Origin of the sequence: Cupriavidus cauae, from assembly GCF_008632125.1 — a bacterium.
Lineage (GTDB): Bacteria > Pseudomonadota > Gammaproteobacteria > Burkholderiales > Burkholderiaceae > Cupriavidus > Cupriavidus cauae.
Genome location: NZ_VWRN01000053.1, coordinates 515,421 through 537,136, shown reverse-complemented (window position 1 = coordinate 537,136; position 21,716 = coordinate 515,421). Strand labels below are relative to the sequence as shown.

Below are 21,716 nucleotides of genomic sequence, written 5' to 3'. Positions count from 1 at the left end.
GCAATCTCCCACGCTATACCCGCAACCGGAACGGCGTGAAGTCGGTATCGCGGTCGTACCAGTCCTCGTCCTCGGCACGCTTCAGGAAGGCCACCACGCGATAGGTGACCGGCGTCATCACGACCTCCCAGCCTGTCTTCAGCACGTACTGCGCGACCGCCACCTGCACCACCTTCTCCAGCGGCCAGATGCCGTAGAACGCGATCACGTAGAACAGCGACGAGTCGACCAGCTCGCCGGCCAGCGTCGAGCCGATCGTGCGCGTCCACAGCCAGCGGCCGCGCGTCCACAGCTTCATCTTGGCCAGCACGTAGCTGTTGGTGAAGCTGCCGCAGCAGAAGGCGATCAGCGAGCCCAGCGCGATGCGCCAGGTATTGCCGAACACGTCCTCCAGGCTCTTCTGATAGTCGGCCATGAACGGCGCCACCGGCATCGACAGCACCACCAGGCTCATGAAGGTCGCGAAGGCCAGCGCCGCGAAGCCGGCCCACACCACGCGCCGGTCGCGGCCATAGCCGTAGACCTCGGTCAGCACGTCGCCGAAGATGTACGAGACCGGGAAGAACAGCACGCCGGCGCCGAAGGTCACTGGCCCGATCCAGGGCAGCGTGACCTGCGCCGCCTTGGCCGCGCCGATCAGGTTCGAGCACAACAGCACGGTGACGAAGGCCACCATCACCAGATCGTAGTAGCGGTAAACGCGTCCGGTACGGGGCGCGGCGCGGGTTGTGGTCATGGTGTTCCCTGGTTTTTTGCTGGCGATTATGCCAGCAGCGGGCAGGGCGGGCTGGCGGGGGCCTGGAGGCCCCTGGTGCTTTGGGGCTTTGGGCCATTGGGGCTCCGGCGAGGCCGCCGTCCCCGCTGGCGCCGCATGCGAACGCGAGGCGCCAGGTGTATCGTTGCGGCATTCTTCGACCGCCAAGCCACACGGAGCCCGCCGCCATGACATGGTCCTCCAGCCAATACCTGCAATTCGAAGACGAGAGAACGCGCCCGGCGCGCGAGCTGATCGCCGCCGTGCCGACGCAAACCGTTCGCAGCGCGATCGACTTGGGCTGCGGCCCCGGCAATTCGACCGAGGTGCTGGCCGCGCGCTATCCCGACGCGCGGATCGTCGGCCTCGACAGCTCGCAGGACATGATCGACGCCGCCCGGAAGCGGCTGCCGCAGTTCGAGTTCCAGCTCGGCGATATCAGCGCCTGGCGCGATCCGGGGCCGTACGATCTGGTACTCGCCAACGCCGCGCTGCAATGGGTGCCGGACCATGCCGGGCTGTTCCCGTCGCTGGCCCAGCGCCTTGCGCCGGGCGGCAGCCTGGCCGTGCAGATGCCCGACAACCTCGATCAGCCGACCCATCGGCTGATGCGCGAGGTCGCGGGGGACGGTCCGTGGGCGCAGGCGCTGTCGCAGGCCGCGGCCGCGCGCACCACGCTGCCGCCGGCGGGCTGGTACTACGACCTGCTGCGGCCCCACTGTGCCCGCGTCGATATCTGGCGCACGACGTATCACCACACGCTGGCGGGCGCGCCGGCCGTGGTCGAATGGCTGAAGGGAACGGGTCTGCGGCCTTTCCTGGAGCCGCTGGACGCCGGGCAGCGGGAGGCGTTTCTCGCGCGCTACACGGCGGCGATCGCCGAAGCCTATCCGGCACAGGTCGATGGGGTGGTGCTGCTGCCGTTTCCGCGGCTGTTCATCGTGGCGACGCGATGATGCCGCGGCGTCAGTTCTTGCCGGCGGAGGGGTTGGTGGACGCGTCGGCGGGACCGTCGGCGCAATCGCCGGCGGAGGCGTTGGCGGAATCGCTGGCGGTATCGTTGGCAGAACCATCGCCCGCCGCGCCGGCGAGCGCGGCCGCGCAATAGGCGGCGATCGCGTCGAGCACGCTGTCGGCCTCGCCGACCGCCGCCGCGCTGCGGATCCGGATGCCGGCCAGCCGCGCGCGGCAATCGTCGAGCAGCGCCGGCAGGTCGCGGCGCAGATGGCCGCCCTGGCCGAAAAACACCGGCACCACCAGGATGTCGTCGATCTGCTGCGCGGCCAGTTGCGTCAGCGTGTCGGGCAGGTTCGGCGTCATCAGTTCAAGAAAGGCCAGCCGGACCGCGCAATCGGGCAGCATCGCGGTCAGTCGCGCATGCAGCCGGTCGAACGGCTCGCGCCAGCGCGCATCGCGCGCGCCGTGGGCGAACAGCACCAGCGCCTGGCGGGCCGGCTTGTCGCTGGGCAGGTCGGCGCCCGAGGCCATCGCTCAATGCCGGTCGACCCAGCGCAGCGCGGTCAGCGCGACCAGCAGGTACAGCGTGCCGGGCAGCAGCGCGGAAACGATCGGCGGCCAGGTGTGCAGCAGGCCCACGTGCGAGAACAGCGTGTTGGACAGGTGGAAGGACAGCCCCAGCATGATGCCGCCGAACACCTTGATGCCGACCGCGCCGGCGCGTGCGTGCAGATAGGCGAACGGCAGCGCCAGCGCCATCATCACGAACAGCGTCAGCGGATAGACCACCTTCTTCCAGAACGCGATCTCGTAGCGCTGGGTGTCCTGCTTGTTGTCGCGCAGATGGCGGATATAGCGGAACAGGTCCAGCGTCGACATGCGCTCCGGCGTCACCAGCAGCACCGACAGGATCTGCGGCGTCAGCTCCGAATGCATCGTCATGTCGGGAAAGCTCTTGCGCTCGGCCCGGAACGCCGGCGCCAGCCCGTCGCGCTGCGCGCCGGCCGGCGGCGGCGCTTCGGCGAAGCGGGTTTCCGTGACCTTGGACAGCTGCCATGACTGGTCGCCGCGGTAGCGCCCTTCCTCGGCGACGCGGATCACGCTGAGGCGATAGTCGCCGTCGAACTCGTAGATCGTCACGCCATTGATGGTCTGGTCCGGCTTCAGGCCGGCCACGTTGACGAAGCGGGTCAGCTCGCCGCCGGTGGCCGGATCCTTGCCGCGGTCCTTGACCCAGACGCCCGAGCGGAAGCCCGACGACACCGTCGCACCCAGCGAATCGAGCTTGACCTTCTGCGCGTACTGCTCGGTCTTGGGTCCGATGAACTCGCCGAACAGGAACGTCGCGATCGCCAGCGGAATCGCCAGCTTGAACAGCGAGAACAGCGCCTGCCGCGTATTGAGACCGGCCACGCGGAAGATCGTGTATTCGGACTGGCTCGCCAGCTGCGAGAACACATAGATCGCGCTGATCAGCGCCGCGATCGGCAGCACCTCGTAGATCCGCGTCGGCGCCTGCAGCACGACGTGGAAGAAGGCGACCAGCGAGGTGTAGCCGGCCGTCACGTTCTCCAGCTCGTTGAGCATGTCGAAGAACACGAACAGCGCCAGCACCGCGAACAGGATGAACGCGAAGACGCCGTAGATCAGCCGGCCGAAGTAGCGCTCGTAGACGTGCAGCACCCTCATGCCAGGTCTCCCTGCGCGGTGCGGCGGCGCAGCCCGAACACCGCGCGCCAGCCACCGAGGCTGTAACGCTGGCGGTAGCGGAACAGCATCACCGCGCCGAGGAAGGCGAGCAGGTGGAACGGCCACCAGGCGAGCCCGAAGGGCAGCGAGCCGGAGCGGACCCAGGCCTGCGACAGGTTGATCAGGTTGCTGTAGGTCAGGTAGATCAGCACGGCGAACACCAGCGGCGTATAGCGGCCCAGGCGCGGGTTGACATAGGCCAGCGGGATCGCGATCAGCACGAAGTTGAAGGCCAGGATCGGCAGCGACAGCCGCCAGATCAGCTCGCCCAGGTTTTCATTGGTCGGATTGCGCAGCAGCTCGATGGTGTCGCGGCTCTTGACCGGCAGGTTGGCGTCGCTCTCGGGCGGCTTGCTGTCGACCTTGACCGCATAACGGTCGAACTCGACGATGCGGTAATCCAGCTTGCCCGGGGTGCCGGCGTAGCGGCGGCCGTCCTCCATCACCACCAGCCGGTCGCCGTTGGGCATGGTCTCGAACTGGCCCTGATGGGCCAGCGCCACGCCGACCTTGCCGGCTTCAGCATTGGCCACGAAGACATTGCGCGCATGGCGCATATCGCCGTCGATGCTCTCGATGAACAGCACGTAATTGCCGTTGGCCGGCTCGATGAAGCGGCCGGCGGCGATCATCGACAGCACGCCGCGCTGCTGGAAGCGGTCGCGGAACAGCGCGCTCTGCTGGTTGGCCCAGGGCCAGGCGAAGGCGCCCAGGAACAGCGCCAATATCACGAAGGGCGCCGCAAACTGCAGCACGGGCTTGATGAAGTCGCGCAGGGACAGGCCGGCCGAGAACCAGACCACCATCTCGGAGTCCTTGTACCAGCGCGTCAGCACGATCAGCGTGGAGATGAACAACGTCGCGCACAGCAGGATCGCCAGGTAGCCGAGCGCGGCCAGGCCGATCAGCATCAGCACGTCGTTGGGGCTGGCACGGCCGGTGGCGGCCATGCCGAGAATACGGATCACGAGCGAGGTCAGCATGAAGGTCAGCATGACCAGGAACACCGCGCCGGCGGTGTAGGCGAGCTCGCGTCGCAAGGCTTGTTGAAAAATCATGCGATGTCGGTTCCGGGCTGCCGGCCAGCGCGGCGGCGGCGCACGCCGGCGGCTGACGGAGGGTACGGCGTCAGCGCTGCAGGCCAGCGGCGGCCAGTCGCTGCGGAAGTGACTGCCAAAAGTTCGCGAAGCAAAATCGCGGATAATGGAGGCTTTCGTTCTACACGAGCCCCTGGAAGGAAGCGCGATGGAATTTAGCACAAAAGCCCTGGATTTGAGCAAAGCGGGCCAGAATGGTTTCCTGGCGACCAAGACCGACTGCCTGGTGGTCGGTGTGTTCGAGGGCCAGAGCCTGGACGGCGTCGCCAAGGCGCTGGACGCCGCGACCCGGGGCCTGGTGGCTAGATTGATCAAGCTCGGCGACTTCGAAGGCAAGCGCAATTCGCAGCTGATGTTGCACGAGGTCGCCGGCATCGGCGCCGCCCGCGTGCTGCTGGTGGGCCTGGGCAAGGAGGCGGAGTTCGGCGACAAGGCATTCGCCGATGCGGTGCGTACCGCGTTGCGTGCGTTGAGCGGCACGCGTGCCGCCAATGTCCTGTGGTGCCTCGCGCAGCCGGCGCCGCGCGCCGCCGGGCAGGGCGCGGAGGGCGCGACCCGCGACATCGCCTGGCGCGTGATCACCACCGTCACGCTGATCCGCGAGGCGGGCTACCGGCTGCTGGAGCGCCATCCCGAACTCAAGCGCAACGGCGCCAAGAACAACGACAAGGCCCTGGGCCTGCGCAAGGTCGTGCTGGCGGTCGATGCGGCCGAGGCCAAGGCCGCGAACCAGGCCGTGGTGCGCGGCGTGGCGATCGCCAACGGCATGGAGCTGACCAAGGACCTGGGCAACCTGCCTTCCAATATCTGCACGCCGACCTATCTGGCCGACACCGCGCGCTCGATCGCGCGCCGCTTCAAGCTGAAGGTCGAGGTGCTGGGCCGCAAGCAGATCGAGGCGCTGAAGATGGGCGCCTTCCTCGCGGTCACCAAGGGCACCGCCGAGCCGCCGCAGTTCATCGTGCTGCGCTACGACGGCGGCGGCGCGCGCCAGGCGCCGGTGGTGCTGGTGGGCAAGGGCATCACCTTCGATACCGGCGGCATCTCGCTGAAGCCGGGCGAGGGCATGGACGAAATGAAGTACGACATGTGCGGCGCCGCCTCGGTGCTCGGCACGCTGCAGGCGGTGGCCGAGATGGGGCTGAAGCTCAATGTCATCGCCGTGGTTCCGACCTGCGAGAACATGCCGAGCGGCACCGCCACCAAGCCGGGCGACGTGGTGACCAGCATGTCGGGCCAGACCATCGAGATCCTGAACACCGATGCCGAGGGCCGCCTGATCCTGTGCGACGCGCTGACCTATGTCGAGCGCTTCAAGCCGGCCGCGGTGATCGACGTCGCCACGCTGACCGGGGCCTGCATCATCGCGCTCGGCCACGTCAACAGCGGCCTGTACGCGCGCAGCGACGCGCTGGCCGACCAGCTGGTGCAGGCCGGCCGCAAGGCGATGGACGGCGCGTGGCGCATGCCGCTGGACGACGAGTACCAGGAGCAGCTCAAGTCCAACTTCGCCGACATGGCGAACATCGGCGGCCGTCCGGCCGGCAGCGTCACGGCGGCCTGCTTCCTGGCGCGCTTTGCCGACAAGTACGACTGGGCCCACCTGGACATCGCCGGCACCGCGTGGAAGAGCGGCGCGGCCAAGGGCGCCACGGGCCGCCCGGTGCCGCTGCTGACGCAATTCCTGATGGACCGCGCAGGCTGATCTCCCAACTCCCATGACGCGCATCGACTTCCACAGCAACGTGCCGGACAAGCTCGGCTATGTCTGCCGGCTGATCCGCAAGGCCTACGGGGCCGGGCAAAAGATCGTGGTGCATGCCGAGCCGGCGATGCTGGCGCGGCTCGATGCGCAGCTGTGGACCTTCTCGGCGCTGGATTTCCTGCCGCACTGCGGGCTCGACAGCCCGCACGCGGCGGAAACGCCGATCGTGCTGGCCGCCGCGCTCGACGCGGTGCCGCACCACGAACTGCTGATCAATCTGGATACGAGGATCCCGCTGCAGTTCGCCAGCTTCGAACGCATGATCGAAGTGGTCGGCGGCGACGCCGACGATCGCGCCGCCGGGCGCGAACGCTATCGCCAATATCGCGAGCGGGGCTATCCGCTGATGCACCACGATATCGGGCAACGCAATCAGGGCGAGGCCGCCGGCGCCTAGCTTCGGCTTCCCTCGGGGCAGCGTAGCGCGGTCCCTCCAACGCTCGCTCCGAACGCTTCGCTTCGAGCGCTCCGTTCGAACGCTTCGCTTCGAGCGCTCCCTTCGAACGCTCGCCTTCGAGCGCTTCCTATAGTGGTCTCCGCCAGTTAACTTCGCAGCATTTCAGGCAAGCACCGTAGCCCATAGGCTGGCAACTTACGGCATCGGCTTCCGCCGTGTTCCGTTGTCCTTCCTTCAGGTGTCCTTGCCCTATGCTCGACTACTCTGCTCGCCAGCCGCGGCCGCGTCCGCCGCGCCATTCAGGCCGAAACCCGGTCGATCGCCATGTTGCCGATCATGCCGGCCGCTATCCGCTGTACGGTCCTCTGCGCTATCCCACCGGCCATTCCCGCATCCCGCCCGGGCATGACGGTCACGACTTCCACTTGCCGTGCCGCCTGCCGGGGCCGACCTGCCTCGACGTACGCGAGCCCGGTGACGGGGTGAATGGGGACGGGCTGCGAACGCCCGGCCGTCATCACGACGCCTCATACAAGCTGGTGTTCGCGTTTCGCGAGGTCGTCCGCGACCTGATCCGCGACTTCATCTCGGATCCGTGGCTGCAGACGGCAGACTTCGATTCCATGGAGATGGTGCCGACGCACCATGTATCGGACGGGCTGCGCGTGGGCCTGAACGATGTGGTCTGGCGGGTGCGCGTGCCGGGACAGCAGCAGCCGGTCCACCTGCTGATCGAGTTTCAAAGCAGCCACGACCCGCATATGGCCGCGCGCATGCTGGCCTACGTCGGCATGTTCTATCGCGATGTCAGCCGACGCTGCCGCGGCCGGGGCCGGCACCGCTATCCGCTGGTATTCCCGATCGTGCTTTACAACGGCACCGAGCGATGGCGTGCGCCGACGGACATTGGCGCAATGATTCCGGTCGTACCGGGCCGCGTCGCGGACCATCAGCCCAGTCTGCAGTACTGCCTGATCGACCGTAGCGCCTATACCCAATCGGAACTGGCAACACAGCGCAATCTTGTCGCCGTGCTGATGCGACTCGAACAGGCGACGACGGTGGATGCCGTGTTTGCGCCGTTGCGGCTTGCCAGGGAACTGGCGCAAGGCAATGCCGCGCTCGACACCGCGCTGGCCGCATGGGTCGTGGCGCGAGCCGCCAACTTCAGCGCCGCCGCGCTGGATCTCAACGAAGTGCACAACCTGATGGAGCTGGATATGGAACTGTCGCAAGGCTATGGAAAGTGGGCGCGCCGGTTGGAGCGCGACATCACGCGGAAGGTCAAGGCCAAGCTCGAGGCCGAAGTAAGGGCAGAGCTATTGATCAAACTGCTCGACCATCGCTTCGGTCCCTTGCCCGAGGACATCGCCGCCAAGGTGCTTTCCGCGTCGGTGCAGCAGATCGAGGACTGGGCGCGTCGCGTGCTATACGCGCAACGCCTCGATGACGTGTTCCTCTGCTAGCCGGCGGCCGTCCCGCCGGCGCCTGGGTCGCGATGCGTTTCGCGTGATCGCGATCCTCCGACCCCCCGACGCTTCACTGGCGTATCAGCGTCGATTTCCCGAACAGGCTCTCGAGAAAATCCACCATCAGCCTGGCGGTCTGGTTGCGGACGTCGCAAGCCGGATTGAGTTCGAGCACGTCGAGCGATCCGAGCCGGCCCGTGTCCGCGATCATCTCCATGCAAAGCTGCGTTTCGCGATAGGTCGGGCCGCCCATCACGGTTGTGCCGACGCCCGGTGCGATGCTGCAGTCGAGGAAGTCCACGTCGAAGCTGACGTGTAGATGGGTGTTGTCGTCGATGCCGGCGAGCGCGTTCTGCATGGTATGGCGCATGCCGTTCTCGTCGATGTAGCGCATGTCGAAGACCGCGAGGTTCAGGTCTCGCAGCCGCCGTTTCTCTTCGGCGTCGACGCTGCGAATGCCGACCTGCCGGATATGCTCGGGCTTGACCGCCGGCACCGTGCCGCTCAGCGAGATCAAAGGCGCGGGGCCATCGCCGCACAGGCACGCCACCGGCATGCCGTGGATATTGCCGGTCGGACTGGTGGAGCCGGTATTGGCGTCGGCGTGCGCGTCCAGCCAAAGCACCAGCAGCTTCTTGCCGGTGTCGCGACAATGGCGCGCGGCCGCACTGATCGACCCGATCGCCAGGCAATGGTCGCCGCCCAGCAGCAGCGGAAAGCGTCCGTCCTGCAGGCAGCCGTAGCAGGCATCGAACACGCCGCGGTTCCACGCCACCACTTCGTCGAGGTGCCGCATGCCGTCGATCGGCTGATGCCACGGATTGGCCGGGCCGGACAGATTGCCGCCATCGACGACGTCGAGCCCATTGCGCAGCAGGGCACCGGCGATATCGGCGACGCGCATCGCCTCCGGTCCCATCGATGCGCCGCGCGTGCTGGCGCCGACATCGGTAGGCGCGCCAATCAACATCACTGTCTTCATGGTCCCTCCTTGCGGTATCCGGGGCCGCCGGTGCCCGCGCGTTGTCCGGGGCCGCCGATCACCGGGCCATGATACCGCCCGGAGGACAGCTCAGTCCGGCATGGCCTGCGGGTCGTATTGCGCGGCGAACTCGGGCGAGGGCGGAATCGGCTTGATGATGTCGATCAGTACGCCGTTGGGATCGGCGGTGATGAAGTGCCGCTGGCCGAAGGGCTCGTCGCGCAGCGCCAGCCGGATCGGCAGGCCGGCCTGCTGCAGCCGCGCGTACAGCGTGTCGACGTCCTCGACCTCGAAGTTCAGGATGGTGCCCGCAACCGGCGCGCGGCTGCCCACGGGGATCGTCTCGTGCCGGTAGTCGAGCACGGCGAGGTTGACGTCGGCATCGTCCGCCGACTGCAGATGCCAGTACCAGTCGCTCGAGAACAGCGCCTTGAAGCCGAAATGCCGCTGATAGAAGGCCGCCGTGGCAGCCACATCGGCGGTCTGGATGACGGGGTAGAAGCTGGTGATCTTCATGACGGACTCCGTTCGGTGCGGCCGCTTGGGGAAATGGCCAGATGGCATTAACATGCAGTCTGTATCTTTTTCGTCGTTATAACATACAGGCTGTATGTATGCAAAGAAAAATGCCACGGACCAATCGTGAACGCACCGAGGCCACGCGCGGCGCCTTGCTGGCGGCCGCGCGCGCCCTGTTCGTCGACAAGGGGTATGCCGATACCTCGACCCCGGAAATCGTCGCGGCCGCCGGCATCACGCGCGGCGCGCTCTATCACCACTTCGATGACAAGCGCGCGCTGTTTCGCGCGGTGCTGGAGGAGGAGGCAAGGGCGGTGGCCGACGAGATCGAGCGCGCGGCGCCCGCCACGCGCTCGCCGCGCAAGGCGCTGATCGCCGGCAGCGCGGCCTATCTCGATGCGATGACGGTGGCCGGACGCACGCGGCTGCTGCTGGTGGACGGTCCGGCGGTGCTGGGAGCCGGCGAAAGCCTGGCGCTGGACCAGGCCCACGCCGGCCGCACGCTGCGGGAGGGGCTGGCGGCGGCCCTCGGCCCGCGCCTGCCGCCGCCGCTGACGGTCGATGCGCTCGCGACGCTGCTGTCGGCGGCATTCGACCGGGCCGCGCTCGCCATCGATGCCGGCGACGACCCGGCCGCGATCCGCGCCGCGATGGTCCGGCTGATCGAGCGGACCGTGGCGGCGGGCTGAGCGGGGGGTGAACCGACGCGCTGATCCGCGCGCGGCGATCCCGCAAACAGAAAAGCCTGCGATCGCTCGCAGGCTTTGGCATGGCGCCCGCAGGCGCCGACCTACTGGACGATGTCGCTCAGTCCGTGACCGCGCCCTTGCTGGCAGTCGACGCCAGCTTCGAGAACTTGGCCAGCACGCCGCGCGTATAGCGGGGCGCCGGCTGCTTCCAGGCGGCACGGCGGCGCGCCAGTTCCTCGTCGCTGACGTTCAGCTGCAGCAGCAGCTTGTGCGCGTCGATCGTGATCGAATCGCCTTCCTGCACCAGGGCGATGGTGCCGCCGACAAAGGCTTCCGGCGCGACGTGGCCGACCACCATGCCCCAGGTACCGCCCGAGAAGCGGCCGTCGGTGATGAAGCCCACGGACTCGCCCAGGCCCTTGCCGATGATCGCCGAGGTCGGCGCCAGCATTTCCGGCATGCCCGGGCCGCCCTTCGGTCCGAGATAGCGCAGCACCAGCACGTCGCCGGCCTGGATCTTGTCGGCCAGGATCGCGTCCATCGCGCTCTGCTCGTCGTCGAACACGCGCGCCGGGCCGGTGATGACCGGGTTCTTCAGTCCGGTGATCTTGGCCACCGCGCCTTCCTCGGCCAGGTTGCCCTTCAGGATGGCCAGATGGCCTTCCTTGTACAGCGCCTTGTCGATCGGCAGGATCACGTCCTGGTCGGCGCGCGGCTGGTCGGCCACGTGCTCCAGCTCCTCGGCCAGCGTGCGGCCGGTGATGGTCAGGCAGTCGCCGTGCAGCAGGCCGGCGTTCAGCAGGATCTTCATCACCTGCGGAATGCCGCCGGCGCGATGCAGGTCGGTGGCGACGTACTGGCCCGACGGCTTCAGGTTGCAGATCACCGGCACCTTGCGGCGGATGCGCTCGAAATCGTCGATGGTCCATTCGACCTCGGCCGCATGCGCGATCGCCAGGTAGTGCAGCACCGCATTGGTCGAGCCGCCGGTCGCCATGATCAGGCTGACGGCGTTCTCGATCGACTTGCGCGTGATGATGTCGCGCGGCTTGATGTCCTTCTTGATCGCCTCGACCAGCACGCGCGCCGATTCGGCGGCGCTGTCGACCTTTTCCTGGTCCGGATTGGCCATCGTCGACGAATACAGCAGCGACATGCCCAGCGCCTCGAACGACGAGCTCATCGTGTTGGCGGTGTACATGCCGCCGCAGGAGCCGGTCGACGGGCAGGCGTTCTTCTCCACGCCCTCGAAGTCCTCCTGGCTCATCCGGCCGGCGGTGAACTCGCCCACGGCCTCGAACGAGGACACGATGGTCAGGTCCTTGCCCTTCCAGTTGCCCGGCTTGATGGTGCCGCCATAGACATAGATGCCCGGCACATTGGTGCGCGCCAGCGCGATCATGCCGCCCGGCATGTTCTTGTCGCAGCCACCGATGACGACCACGCCGTCCATCCATTGGCCTTGCGCGGCGGTCTCGATGCAGTCGGCGATCACCTCGCGCGAGATCAGCGAGTACTTCATGCCCTCGGTGCCCATCGACATGCCGTCAGAGATGGTCGGCGTGCCGAAGATCTGCGGATTGGCGCCGGAGGCCTTGATCGCATCGACGGCGGCATCGGCCAGGCGCTGCAGGCCGGCGTTGCACGGCGTGATGGTCGAGTGGCCGTTGGCGATGCCGACCATCGGCTTGTCGAAGTCTTCCTTCTGGTAGCCCAGCGCGTAGTACATCGAGCGGTTGGGCGAGCGCGCCACGCCTTGCGTGATGTTCTGCGAGCGTTTGTTGTATGCCATGCGTATCTCTCCGGGGACTGGCGTGGCGCCCGGCCGGGCGCCGCTGTAGTTGTGGCCGACAGCATGCCGTTTGCGTTTTGCAGTGTCAAATATATTATTCGTGCTGTATTGAGTCGTTTTACCTATCACAGAACATGTCACGGAAGCGGGCGATCGCCGGGAATCGATGGCGGTCGCCGGCCTCGCCGCACCGGGAGTCCGCGTGGATCTGCGCCAATTGCGCTATTTCGTCACCGTCGCCGAGGAACTGCACTTCGGCCGCGCCGCCGCGCGCCTCGCCATGACGCAGCCGCCGCTGTCGCAGCAGATCCAGGCGCTGGAGGACGAGATCGGCGTGCCGTTGTTCGTACGGACGCGCCGCTCGGTGGCGCTGACCCCGGCCGGACAGCAGTGGCTGCCCGAAGTGCGCCGGGTGCTGGCCGACGCCGCCAACCTGCCCGCGCTGGCGCAGCGGCTGGCCCGCGGCGAGATCGGCACGCTGTCGCTGGCCTTCGTCAGCACCGCGGACTACGGCATCCTGCCCGACCTGCTGCGGCGCTTTCGCGCGCGGCATCCCGAGGTCCAGCTGCAGCTGCGCGAGGCCACCAGCGATATCCAGCTCGATGCGCTGGCCGACGGGCAGATCGACGCGGGGCTGGTGATCCGCCCGCAGATGCCCGCCTTGCCCCATGGCATGTCGTACCTGCCGCTGGTGCGCGAGCCGCTGGTGCTGGCGGTCCCGCAGGACTGGCGCGCGCCGGGCCGGCGCGGCGGCGCGAAGCAGCCGGATGCCGTCGCGCTGGCCGATTTCGCGCACGAACCGCTGATCCTGTTTCCCCGCCGAAGCGCGCCGGCGTTTCATGACATCATTACCGGTTACTATGCGCGCGACGGCTTCGCCCCGGTGATCGCGCAGGAAGCGATCCAGATGCAGACGATCGTCAGCCTGGTGTCGGCCGGCATCGGCGTCGCGCTGGTGCCGGCCTCGCTATGCAACCTGCGGCGCACCGGCGTGTCCTATCTGACGTTGCGCGGCGCGGTGCCGGAGATCGAGACGGGCCTGGCGTGGCGCGACAACGGCGCGGCCGGACCGAGTCCGGTGCTGCGCTCGTTCATCGAGATTGCATCGGCGCTGGCGCCGGCGGCCCGCCCGGGCAGCGGCACATCGAAGGGCCGCGCCACCGTGCCCGGGCCGAATCCGGGGCCGAATCCCGGGCAGAAGCCGAAGCATTGAGCCCGATGCCGATCCCGATCCTGAATTCGATCCCGTCCATCCCACCAACCTCATCCGACAACGCCAAGCGATAGACCCGCATGCTGATCCATCCGAACTTCGATCCCATCGCCATCCATCTGGGCCCGCTGGCGATCCGCTGGTACGGGCTGATGTACCTCGCCGGCTTCATCATGTTTATGTGGTTCGGCCGCATCCGGCTGCGCCAGCCGCAGGTGGCGGCGCAGGGCTGGACCGCGCGCGATATCGACGACCTGCTGTTCTACGGCGTGCTCGGCGTGATCCTCGGCGGCCGACTCGGCTACGTGCTGTTCTACAAGCCGTCCTTCTACCTGTCGCACCCGCTGGATATCTTCAAGGTGTGGGAGGGCGGCATGGCCTTCCACGGCGGCTTCCTCGGCGTGGTGATCGCGATGTGGGTGTTCTCGAAGTTGCGCGGCCGGCATTGGATGGAAGTGACCGACTTCATCGCGCCGATGATTCCCTGCGGCCTCGCCGCCGGGCGGCTCGGCAACTTCATCAATGGCGAGCTGTGGGGCCGTCCCACCGATCTGCCGTGGGGCATGGTCTTCCCGCAGGCCGGCGACAATATCGCGCGCCATCCGTCGCAGCTGTACCAGTTCGCCGGCGAGGGCGTCGCGCTGTTCGTGATCCTGTGGCTGTTTGCCCGCCATCCGCGGCCGACGGGCGCGGTGTCCGGCGCCTTCCTGCTGGGCTACGGGGTGTTCCGCTTTCTCGCCGAATTCGCGCGCGAGCCGGACAACTTCCTCGGCCTGCTGGCGCTGAACTTTTCGATGGGTCAGTGGCTGAGCCTGCCGATGATCGTGGCGGGCGCGGCGATGATGTGGTGGGCGTATCGGCGCCAGCCGCAGCTGTCGGCCTGAAACCGGGTGATATCAGGCCTGACGGCGCCTGATATCGCCCGACAGCCGTCCCGCGTCAGCCCAGTTTCCACTTCCAGCGTACCCAGCCTTTCGAGGCCGCCCTGGCACGCCCGCCCCGGTCGCCGCCCTCGCCCGACAGCAGCGACGGGGCGAACCGCTCCAGATGCGATCGCATCATCTGCTCGATGATCGGGTCCTTGCGCCCCTCGGCATTCATCCGTCGAATCAACCGCCACGCCGGTTTCAGCAGATAGACGCAGGCTTGCGGCGGCAGCAGCGGGAACACCTTGGCGAAATTGCCGATGGTGCTCAGATCCTTGTTCCGCACGGCCACCTCCAGGCCCGTTTCGTTGTCGGCCGAACGCGCGCACATCAGCGAAGCGAGAAGCAGGGGCGGCAACGACGACAAGGCGGCGGCATACGCCGGCGGCGTATGGCAATACCCGTGCTTGCAGGCGTGATAGAGCGCGGAGGTTCCGTCCGGCATGGCGGCCACCAGCATGGCGTAGTGATGGTCGCTGGGCACCAGCGCCTGCAGCAGTTCCAGAAATGGCCGGAACATCTCGGTGCGGCCGGCCTTCACGGCATAACCGAATGCCGTCGTGCCGCAGTCCGCCTGCGACCGCAGCAGGCGAATCCGCTCCTCCAGCGGAAGGTCGGCGATCAGCTCCCCGAACAGCCTCGCCGACGATGGCAACCCGTGCGACATGATGTCGTAGAACAGCTGGGTCGAGCGGTTCGTGCTTAGCCGCTGGATGCGCTCATGTAGGGGCAGCGCGCGCAGTGCCGGTGCCGCCTGACGGACCGCGTCCTCGCAGCCATAACGCAGCAGATACCACAACGCATCGGCAGTCAGAGGCGGCAGCGCACCCGACAATTGCCGCGGCTGCTCGGGCAGGGTCACGTCGATCTCGCGCAGCTGCCGCAGCGTCGCCATGTCGAGCTCGACCATCAGCATGGCGTCCACCGTGTTCAGCGTCCGGTGCTGCCGAAGGAATGGATCGTAGTCGCGCGCGAACTCGGTGAAGCATCGCGCCTCCAGCTCACGTACCCCTTCCATGTCGTCGAAGCACGCTTCCAGATGCGTGGCGGTGATGTTGGGATCGTAGAAGGCGACGACGTAGCGGGTTCGATGCGGGTGGGGCACGACGCGCAGCCCGACGGCCATTGCGTGATCGGGTGTCAGGATCAGCAGGGTCGTGGCCTTTTCGTCCCGGCCCTCGAGTTCGGCCAGGCGCGCGGCGAACTCCTCGCCCCAGTCTCCGATCATCACCACACGCAGCTTGCCGAGCTGCACGGCGTTCGGTACCACCCTGTAGTCGTAGTGCAGCGGGATGTTGTCCCGCAGCGCCTGTGCGGTCCCCAGCCTGGAGTAGTCGGGGCCGTGCGGCAGGCCATCGATGAACAGGCCAAGCCAGAAGACGGCCAGATGGCGGCAGGCAATCGGCCCGGACGGGCGTCCACGCGCGAAGGAGACCTCGCCATTGAGCCGCACGCGCGGGTTGGTCCCGCGTGGCCAGTGGAACCGATCCTCGAACAGTCCACTGCATCTGTCGGCCAGCAGCGCCGCCAGCGCCTGCCGTTGCGGCTCCGCAGCCGTTTTGCTGCGGACATGGAGCCGCCCATTTTCCCAACGGATCCGGAAGCGATCGCTTCCACATTGGAGCCACCCGCCATGGGCTTGCAATAGCCGCCGCATGTCACGGTTGCGCAGCGCCTCCGGCACTGCGCATCGCACCACGACGGGTTGTTTCGTGGGGGGAGGGGCGAGGAACATGATGTTCTCCGGAAAAGAGCGGTCGAACAGCATGCGGCCACGGCATGGCATGGCTCAAGAGACATGTGTCACTTATCGCGAGTTGCCTGTCGATTTATGAAAGCCTTCGCACATTACTTGCGCCATCCTGCCGCATCGGCGATCGCTTCCCCCGACGATGCGACCCGTGCCGACATCGATCGGCATTGGTCCGCGCCTTCGTTCCTGCGGCCGTCGCCACATTCGCTTCCCTTCGTTCAGCCCGCTTCCGGATTCATCATGCCGCCCCTGTCCGCTCCCGCCATCGCCACTGTCCTCTTTCCATCGCTGACTCCTGGCATCCGAGACGATGTCGGCAAGCGGACCGGCCGGTCCGCCGAGGCGCCCGTCGACGCGGTCCCGCAGGCGGAAGGCGCGATCGGGGACACAGTGGCAGCGAGCTGCGCACAGCATCTGCATCAACTGAAAAGGACGATTGACGCGCTGGCCATTCCGGCCAGCCAGAAGCAGCCTTTGAGACAGGAACTCGATGCGTGCGACAAGGACCTGACGGCGCTGCTGAACACGGCACGGGACATTGCGCAGCTCGAGCATCGTGCCACCATGCCATGGGAGGCCGGCCCACACGCGCGGGAGCGACACATCGCCGTGGTGATGGCACGCAACCTGAAGCTCGCGACGCAATGCCAGGCGCTGATGCAAAGGCTTCAGTCGCTGCAGGACGACATCGCGCCCCACGTGCAAAAGCGCAGCGTCGGCAAGGCCATCGCGCTCGCCGTGGGCGCACTGCTCGGCATTGCCGGTGCCGTCACGCTGGCGGTGATCCTGTGGCCGGTGGCCGTGACCGGCGTTGCGCTGGGCGGCTCCTTCCTGCTGACGGCGGCGTGTGCGGCGGGAACCGGTGCATCGGCCGCCGTGGGCGTGCTTGCCACGATCTTCGGCGCAGGGGAAGTGTTCGCCAAGCCCGAGGCCTACCGCCATTTTCCTGACCGGCAACCCGATCTCGCCGGCCTGATACACGAGCTTGGCGAGCAGATGAGCCGTTGGCTCCAGGCCAATTCGGATTTCTCGCAGCCGCTCGCGTGGGACGTGCTGTCGGAGCTTTGTGGCGGTGAGATCAGGGCGGCTCACTTTTGCGCGGAAGTGCAGGGCAGCAATCTGTGCGAGGCCGCCAAGCGCCTGGTCGACCAATTTGGCGAGCGCGCGCCGGCGCAGAGCGGCCTGGCACGCACCGTATCGTCGCTGCCGATCGTCCCCGACCGGAGCGCGGCCGACGTGCCTGACAACGTGCCTGACAACGTGCCTGACAACGTGCCGGCCAACGTGTCGGCCAACGTGTCGGCCAACGTTCGCGCCAACGCGCCTGAGGACGTGGCCGGCAGCCACGACAGCGACTGGGACGAAGTCCTGGAAAACGACCAGATGATCGAACAGCTCTGGCGCCGCCTGGGCTTTGAGCGGAAGAGTCCACCGAACGCGGCGGGTTGCACCGCGGAGGCGGCGTCGGCGGACACACCGGTCGACAATGCAGGCGATACCGCCAGCGATCGCACATTGAGCCGAACCGTATCCACCTCGAGCATTGGGTCGTACAACTCGGTGTACATGGAAGAGGGCCCGGACGGGTTGGACGATGCGTCGGCCTATGGTCTTGGGAAGAGCGGGAGTGCCTCGCAGCCTCTTCCCGCCGCCGCGGCCGCCGATGCCGACGCGGGCCCCGATGCCGGGGCGGCCGCGGCAGGTACCTCCACAGTGCAGTCGGCGCAGGCGGCGCAGGCGGTGCAGGCGCCCGCGGTTGACGTGCAGGCACAGTGGGAGGAGAGCCTGGCCTGGGCGCAGGGCCGGATCCGCACCGCGACGCGATACTTGCAACACCTTTCGACCGCGCTTGCGCAGCCCCTTCCGGACCGTATCGACGGGGCCGAGCACAAGAAGGACATCATGGTCGAATATCTCTGCGCCTTCCAGCTTCTGGAAAAGGTACGCAGCGAGATGCTCGCGCTGGAGGAGATGGGGGGCCTCCATGCCGACCGCTTTGCCACGGCCGGTGCGATGAATCAGCTCGCGGTCACGATGTATATGGAACGCGGCCGGTTTCTTGGCAATAACGTGACCGGACTGCGCGCGCTGTTCGACGACCACAACAGCATCGGCTTCGACGAATTGCCGGATGCTTCCGGGCGCGCCGCGGCAAGCCAGGCCTGGAACGCCGTCATTGCCCAGGCGGCGGCGCTCGCCCGCCAATTGGACGACGTGTGCGCTTCCGTTTTCCAGCGAACTTTCCGGAACCTGGCGCTCGAGCGAGCCATGCACTTCTTCGCCCAATCCATCGCCGCACGCATCGCGACGATGGAGCGGCAATTGAGGCAGGATCCGCCGAAAGGGCAGTAGGGCGGCGCTACGCGCGAGCCGGCTTCAACGAGCCGCCTTCCGCAATCTTCGCGGCGACGATCTCGCGCAAGGCCTCGGCCACCGCGTCGGCGGCGGCCGTTCGCGGCAGCGCACGCGGCCAGCAAAGCGACAGCGTGCGGTCGAGCTCGGGGAGAATCAGCCGTGTCGGCAGGGCATCATCGTCCGGCTCTCGGCTCAGTGACGACGCGGGCAGGATCGTGCAGGCCAGCCCTTCCCGGGCGGTCTGCAGCAGGATCGGCAGCGAGTCGAGGTCGGCCACGACCTGCAGCCGAATGCCGGCGCCGCTGGCATGCCGCTCCAGCACTTCGCGCAGCCCTTGCGCCCCGCTCGGCAACACCAGCGGGACATCGGCCAGCGCCTTCAGGGCAATGGTTGCTTCCTTGCCCGACCTGGCGCGATGCCGCTTCGAGGCCGCGGAGACAGGCGGCGTGCCGACCAGGTACAGCGCCTCGCTGGCCAACGGCTCCAGTTCCACCGCCCGCGATGGGGTATCGCGAAACAGAATGGCGAAGTCGAGCCGGTTGTTGTTGAGCAGTTCGGCGATATAGCCGCTCATGCTCTCGAACAGCTGCAGCCGGACGCCCGGATAGCGCTGGCGCACCGCGCGCACCAGCGGCATGCCGAATGCCGCGGCGGCGGTGGTCGGCAGGCCGATCGCCACGGTGCCGGCGATGTCCGCGCCGGCCACTTTCACGTCGGCGCGCGCCACGTCGATCTGCTTGAGGATCGCGCGCGCATGCCGGTACAGCGTGCGGCCCGCCTCCGTGGGTTTGACGCCCTTGGCGCCGCGATGCACCAGCGCCACGCCCAGTTCCGCTTCGAGCGCCGCAAGCTGCTGGCTCAGGGCGGGCTGGGCCACGTGGGCGACCTCGGCGGCGCGGGTCAGGCTGCCGTGCTCCACGATCGCGACGAAATAGCGCATGCCCCGGATATCCATGTCCCGCCCCAATGACCCAGTGAAAGCCGAAGGTATTGATTGTACTTATGGCTGGCTCGCGATTCCGTATTTCCGCGCGGCGGCGATCGCGGCTAGATTGATGCCATCGCCCGCCATCCCGGCCCTCCCATTCCCTTCGCCAAGCCACTGCCATGACCCGACCGCTTGAAGGCATCACCGTCATCTCCCTCGAACAGGCCATCGCCGCCCCGTTCTGCACGCGCCAGCTGGCGGACCTCGGTGCCCGCGTGATCAAGATCGAGCGTCCGGGCGCCGGCGATTTCGCGCGCGCCTACGACGATCGCGTGCACGGCCTGTCCTCGCACTTCGTCTGGACCAATCGCGGCAAGGAGAGCCTGACGCTGGACGTCAAGCACGAGGGCGCGGGTCCGGTGCTCGACGCGCTGTTGGCGCGCGCCGACGTGCTGGTGCAGAACCTCGCCCCGGGTGCGGCGGCGCGGCTGGGGCTCGATCATGCCGCGCTGTCCGAGCGCTTTCCGCGGCTGATCGTCTGCGATATCTCGGGCTACGGCGCCGACGGTCCCTATCGCGACAAGAAGGCCTACGACCTGCTGGTGCAGAGCGAGTCGGGCTTCGTCTCGGTGACCGGCACGCCGGAGGAGGGCGTCAAGGCCGGCGCATCGATCGCCGATATCGCCGCGGGCATGTACGCCTACACCAATATCCTGGCCGCGCTGCTCGAGCGCGGGCAGACGGGCCGCGGCAAGCGCATCGATATCTCGATGCTGGAGTCGATGGTCGAGTGGATGAGTTTCCCGCTGTACTACGCCTTCGATGGCGCCTCGCCGCCGCCGCGCGCGGGCGCCTCGCATGCCACCATCTATCCCTACGGGCCGTTCCCGACCGGCGACGGCAAGACCGTGATGCTCGGCCTGCAGAACGAACGCGAGTGGGCGGTGTTCTGCGAATCGGTGCTGCAGCAGCCTGAGCTGATCTCGCATCCCGACTACGCCAGCAACAGCCTGCGCAGCGCCAATCGTGCCGCGCTGCGCGAGCGCATCGTCGCGGCGTTCTCGCAGTGGAGCGCCGAGGAGGTCGGCGCGCGGCTCGACGCCGCGAAGATTGCCAACGCGCAGGTCAATACGATGGCCGACGTCTGGGCGCATCCTCAGCTGGCCGCGCGGCAGCGCTGGCGCCAGGTTGACACGCCGGCGGGCGCCATCCCGGCGCTGCTGCCGCCCGGCATGACGGACGCGCGCATGGACCCGGTGCCGGCCCTGGGCCAGCATACCGACGCGATCCTGGCCGAGCTGGGCATCGCGGGCGAGCAGATCGCCGCGATGCGCGCGGCCGGCGCGGTATGACGGCGGAGAACGCGATGACGACTCCGGGTACGCGGCTGCCGCGCAGCTATCTGTTCGTGCCGGCCAACCGGCCGGATCGTGTCGGCAAGGCGCTCGCGGCCGGGGCCGACGCGGTGATCGTCGATTTCGAGGACGCGGTGGCGCCGGCCGACAAGGCCGCCGCGCGCGAGGGGCTGCGCGCGCCCTGGGCCGGGCTGGCGCGGCAGGCCGCCGATGCCGGCGTGCTGCTGCTGGTGCGCGTAAACGCCGCCGGCACGCCGTACCACGACGACGATATTGCCTGGTGCCACGCGCTCGGCGTCGACGCGCTGGTGTTGCCCAAGGCCGATGCCGAAGCGATGCGGGCGCTGCGGCAGGCGCTGCCGGCGGTGCAATGCCATGCGCTGCTGGAAACCGCGGCGGGCTTCGCCCAGCTTGCGGACCTGGCCGCGCAGCCCGGCGTGGTGCGGCTGCTGTTCGGCAGCATCGACCTGATGGGCGATCTGGGCGTGGGCGATGAAGGCGAGCCGCTGCATGCCTTTCGCAGCCTGCTGGTGCTGCATTCGCGCGCGGCGGGGCTACCTGCGCCGGTGGACGGCGTCTGCACCGCGCTCGGCGATACCGCGGTGCTGGCCGCCGAAACGGCGCGTGCGCGCGCCTTCGGCTTCGGCGCCAAGCTGCTGATCCACCCGGCGCAGGTGGACCCTGTCCACGCCGGTCTCGCGCCGACCGAAGCGGAGCTGGCCTGGGCCAGGCGCGTGGTCGAAGCGGCCGCCTCGGCCGATGGCGCCGCCGTGGCGGTGGACGGAAAGATGGTCGATCGCCCGGTGCTGGAGCGGGCGCGGCGCATTCTGGCGGACGGCTGAAGCGGCGGACCGTCCTTCGGCGCCTGCCCAGGGCGCCGCCTGCAAGGCAAGCGCCCTACGAGGCGAGGCCCCACAAGCGCTCCCAGCCGCCTCAAGCCTTCGGCAAGCCGCTTAGAGCCGCTCAGAGCCGCTCAGAGCCGGTCAGAGCCGGTCAGAGCCGCCGGGGACCACCCT

Annotated in this window: 19 protein-coding genes; 10 read left to right on the top strand and 9 right to left on the bottom strand. The window is 67.8% G+C overall.

The annotated features are described in order from the left end of the window. Window positions 1–13: 13 nt before the first annotated feature. Window positions 14–736 carry a queuosine precursor transporter gene (locus F1599_RS21445; RefSeq protein ID WP_149317677.1) on the bottom strand — a complete coding sequence of 241 codons (723 nt, stop codon included), beginning with the start codon at window positions 734–736 and terminating at the stop codon, window positions 14–16. Between the two features lie 206 nt (window positions 737–942). Here F1599_RS21445 and tam point away from each other — a divergent pair, with 206 nt between their 5' ends. After that, the gene (gene tam, locus F1599_RS21440; protein WP_150084446.1) at window positions 943–1,710 is read left to right on the top strand and encodes a trans-aconitate 2-methyltransferase; all 768 of its coding nucleotides are present in this window, start codon (window positions 943–945) and stop codon (window positions 1,708–1,710) included. Window positions 1,711–1,720: 10 nt separating this feature from the next. Here the strand turns inward: tam and F1599_RS21435 are convergent, their stop codons facing one another. The 3 genes from F1599_RS21435 to lptF are packed head-to-tail and all read right to left on the bottom strand — an operon-like array spanning window position 1,721 to window position 4,518. Next, window positions 1,721–2,242: a sirohydrochlorin chelatase gene (locus F1599_RS21435; protein ID WP_150084444.1), complete on the bottom strand. Its 522-nt coding sequence runs from the start codon at window positions 2,240–2,242 to the stop codon at window positions 1,721–1,723. 3 nt (window positions 2,243–2,245) lie between these two features. Next, entirely contained in the window at window positions 2,246–3,400 is a 1,155-nt protein-coding gene (gene lptG / locus F1599_RS21430; protein ID WP_150084442.1) for an LPS export ABC transporter permease LptG, read from the bottom strand. After that, window positions 3,397–4,518 carry an LPS export ABC transporter permease LptF gene (lptF, locus tag F1599_RS21425; protein WP_150084440.1) on the bottom strand — a complete coding sequence of 374 codons (1,122 nt, stop codon included), beginning with the start codon at window positions 4,516–4,518 and terminating at the stop codon, window positions 3,397–3,399. Before lptF ends, lptG begins: the two co-directional genes overlap by 4 nt. A gap of 187 nt (window positions 4,519–4,705) precedes the next feature. On the opposite strand from lptF, the gene F1599_RS21420 reads away from it, so the two are divergent. The 3 genes from F1599_RS21420 (at window position 4,706) to F1599_RS21410 (ending at window position 8,185) form a co-directional block, all read left to right on the top strand. Then, complete coding sequence (locus F1599_RS21420) at window positions 4,706–6,262, top strand: leucyl aminopeptidase (RefSeq protein WP_149317682.1); 1,557 nt, start codon at window positions 4,706–4,708, stop codon at window positions 6,260–6,262. 13 nt (window positions 6,263–6,275) lie between these two features. Continuing rightward, the gene (locus F1599_RS21415) at window positions 6,276–6,719 is read left to right on the top strand and encodes a DNA polymerase III subunit chi (RefSeq protein ID WP_149317683.1); all 444 of its coding nucleotides are present in this window, start codon (window positions 6,276–6,278) and stop codon (window positions 6,717–6,719) included. 251 nt (window positions 6,720–6,970) lie between these two features. Then, window positions 6,971–8,185 carry an Rpn family recombination-promoting nuclease/putative transposase gene (locus F1599_RS21410; RefSeq protein WP_150084438.1) on the top strand — a complete coding sequence of 405 codons (1,215 nt, stop codon included), beginning with the start codon at window positions 6,971–6,973 and terminating at the stop codon, window positions 8,183–8,185. Between the two features lie 73 nt (window positions 8,186–8,258). On the opposite strand, the gene rocF is transcribed toward F1599_RS21410, so the two are convergent. Together rocF and F1599_RS21400 are read right to left on the bottom strand one after the other, a co-directional pair. Then, window positions 8,259–9,170 carry an arginase gene (rocF, locus tag F1599_RS21405; protein WP_149317685.1) on the bottom strand — a complete coding sequence of 304 codons (912 nt, stop codon included), beginning with the start codon at window positions 9,168–9,170 and terminating at the stop codon, window positions 8,259–8,261. Window positions 9,171–9,260: 90 nt separating this feature from the next. Beyond that, window positions 9,261–9,686, bottom strand: coding sequence for a VOC family protein (locus F1599_RS21400; RefSeq protein WP_150084437.1), 426 nt, complete (start codon window positions 9,684–9,686; stop codon window positions 9,261–9,263). 110 nt (window positions 9,687–9,796) lie between these two features. Between F1599_RS21400 and F1599_RS21395 the strand changes: the two genes are divergently transcribed. Next, window positions 9,797–10,378, top strand: a complete 582-nt coding sequence (locus F1599_RS21395; protein WP_223819801.1) for a TetR/AcrR family transcriptional regulator — start codon at window positions 9,797–9,799, stop codon at window positions 10,376–10,378. Between the two features lie 118 nt (window positions 10,379–10,496). Here the strand turns inward: F1599_RS21395 and ilvD are convergent, their stop codons facing one another. Then, complete coding sequence (gene ilvD / locus F1599_RS21390; protein WP_149317688.1) at window positions 10,497–12,170, bottom strand: dihydroxy-acid dehydratase; 1,674 nt, start codon at window positions 12,168–12,170, stop codon at window positions 10,497–10,499. A gap of 202 nt (window positions 12,171–12,372) precedes the next feature. Here ilvD and F1599_RS21385 point away from each other — a divergent pair, with 202 nt between their 5' ends. Together F1599_RS21385 and lgt are read left to right on the top strand one after the other, a co-directional pair. Then, a complete protein-coding gene (locus F1599_RS21385) occupies window positions 12,373–13,383 on the top strand; it encodes a LysR family transcriptional regulator (RefSeq protein WP_149317689.1) in 1,011 nt (336 codons plus the stop codon). Between the two features lie 80 nt (window positions 13,384–13,463). Beyond that, window positions 13,464–14,267 (top strand): prolipoprotein diacylglyceryl transferase, encoded by an 804-nt coding sequence (gene lgt, locus F1599_RS21380; RefSeq protein ID WP_149317690.1) that lies wholly within the window; start codon window positions 13,464–13,466, stop codon window positions 14,265–14,267. A gap of 55 nt (window positions 14,268–14,322) precedes the next feature. Here lgt and F1599_RS21375 read toward each other — a convergent pair whose 3' ends face one another. Next, window positions 14,323–16,077 carry a ShET2/EspL2 family type III secretion system effector toxin gene (locus F1599_RS21375; RefSeq protein WP_190286424.1) on the bottom strand — a complete coding sequence of 585 codons (1,755 nt, stop codon included), beginning with the start codon at window positions 16,075–16,077 and terminating at the stop codon, window positions 14,323–14,325. A gap of 63 nt (window positions 16,078–16,140) precedes the next feature. Between F1599_RS21375 and F1599_RS21370 the strand changes: the two genes are divergently transcribed. Then, the gene (locus F1599_RS21370) at window positions 16,141–18,414 is read left to right on the top strand and encodes a hypothetical protein (RefSeq protein WP_150084431.1); all 2,274 of its coding nucleotides are present in this window, start codon (window positions 16,141–16,143) and stop codon (window positions 18,412–18,414) included. Between the two features lie 7 nt (window positions 18,415–18,421). On the opposite strand, the gene F1599_RS21365 is transcribed toward F1599_RS21370, so the two are convergent. After that, window positions 18,422–19,372 carry a LysR substrate-binding domain-containing protein gene (locus F1599_RS21365; protein WP_149317692.1) on the bottom strand — a complete coding sequence of 317 codons (951 nt, stop codon included), beginning with the start codon at window positions 19,370–19,372 and terminating at the stop codon, window positions 18,422–18,424. 152 nt (window positions 19,373–19,524) lie between these two features. Here F1599_RS21365 and F1599_RS21360 point away from each other — a divergent pair, with 152 nt between their 5' ends. Then, window positions 19,525–20,697: a CaiB/BaiF CoA transferase family protein gene (locus F1599_RS21360; protein WP_149317693.1), complete on the top strand. Its 1,173-nt coding sequence runs from the start codon at window positions 19,525–19,527 to the stop codon at window positions 20,695–20,697. A gap of 14 nt (window positions 20,698–20,711) precedes the next feature. After that, on the top strand, window positions 20,712–21,542 hold the full coding sequence (locus F1599_RS21355) for an HpcH/HpaI aldolase/citrate lyase family protein (RefSeq protein WP_150084429.1): 831 nt from the start codon (window positions 20,712–20,714) through the stop codon (window positions 21,540–21,542). The last annotated feature ends 174 nt before the right edge of the window (window positions 21,543–21,716 follow it).

What these genes read in the sequence shown, in the direction of transcription:
- F1599_RS21445 (WP_149317677.1), bottom strand. Translation starts at nt 736, where the DNA reads ATGACCACAACCCGCGCCGCGCCCCGTACCGGACGCGTTTACCGCTAC.
- tam (WP_150084446.1), top strand. Translation starts at nt 943, where the DNA reads ATGACATGGTCCTCCAGCCAATACCTGCAATTCGAAGACGAGAGAACG.
- F1599_RS21435 (WP_150084444.1), bottom strand. Translation starts at nt 2,242, where the DNA reads ATGGCCTCGGGCGCCGACCTGCCCAGCGACAAGCCGGCCCGCCAGGCG.
- lptG (WP_150084442.1), bottom strand. Translation starts at nt 3,400, where the DNA reads ATGAGGGTGCTGCACGTCTACGAGCGCTACTTCGGCCGGCTGATCTAC.
- lptF (WP_150084440.1), bottom strand. Translation starts at nt 4,518, where the DNA reads ATGATTTTTCAACAAGCCTTGCGACGCGAGCTCGCCTACACCGCCGGC.
- F1599_RS21420 (WP_149317682.1), top strand. Translation starts at nt 4,706, where the DNA reads ATGGAATTTAGCACAAAAGCCCTGGATTTGAGCAAAGCGGGCCAGAAT.
- F1599_RS21415 (WP_149317683.1), top strand. Translation starts at nt 6,276, where the DNA reads ATGACGCGCATCGACTTCCACAGCAACGTGCCGGACAAGCTCGGCTAT.
- F1599_RS21410 (WP_150084438.1), top strand. Translation starts at nt 6,971, where the DNA reads ATGCTCGACTACTCTGCTCGCCAGCCGCGGCCGCGTCCGCCGCGCCAT.
- rocF (WP_149317685.1), bottom strand. Translation starts at nt 9,170, where the DNA reads ATGAAGACAGTGATGTTGATTGGCGCGCCTACCGATGTCGGCGCCAGC.
- F1599_RS21400 (WP_150084437.1), bottom strand. Translation starts at nt 9,686, where the DNA reads ATGAAGATCACCAGCTTCTACCCCGTCATCCAGACCGCCGATGTGGCT.
- F1599_RS21395 (WP_223819801.1), top strand. Translation starts at nt 9,797, where the DNA reads ATGCCACGGACCAATCGTGAACGCACCGAGGCCACGCGCGGCGCCTTG.
- ilvD (WP_149317688.1), bottom strand. Translation starts at nt 12,170, where the DNA reads ATGGCATACAACAAACGCTCGCAGAACATCACGCAAGGCGTGGCGCGC.
- lgt (WP_149317690.1), top strand. Translation starts at nt 13,464, where the DNA reads ATGCTGATCCATCCGAACTTCGATCCCATCGCCATCCATCTGGGCCCG.
- F1599_RS21375 (WP_190286424.1), bottom strand. Translation starts at nt 16,077, where the DNA reads ATGCTGTTCGACCGCTCTTTTCCGGAGAACATCATGTTCCTCGCCCCT.
- F1599_RS21370 (WP_150084431.1), top strand. Translation starts at nt 16,141, where the DNA reads ATGAAAGCCTTCGCACATTACTTGCGCCATCCTGCCGCATCGGCGATC.
- F1599_RS21365 (WP_149317692.1), bottom strand. Translation starts at nt 19,372, where the DNA reads ATGGATATCCGGGGCATGCGCTATTTCGTCGCGATCGTGGAGCACGGC.
- F1599_RS21360 (WP_149317693.1), top strand. Translation starts at nt 19,525, where the DNA reads ATGACCCGACCGCTTGAAGGCATCACCGTCATCTCCCTCGAACAGGCC.
- F1599_RS21355 (WP_150084429.1), top strand. Translation starts at nt 20,712, where the DNA reads ATGACGACTCCGGGTACGCGGCTGCCGCGCAGCTATCTGTTCGTGCCG.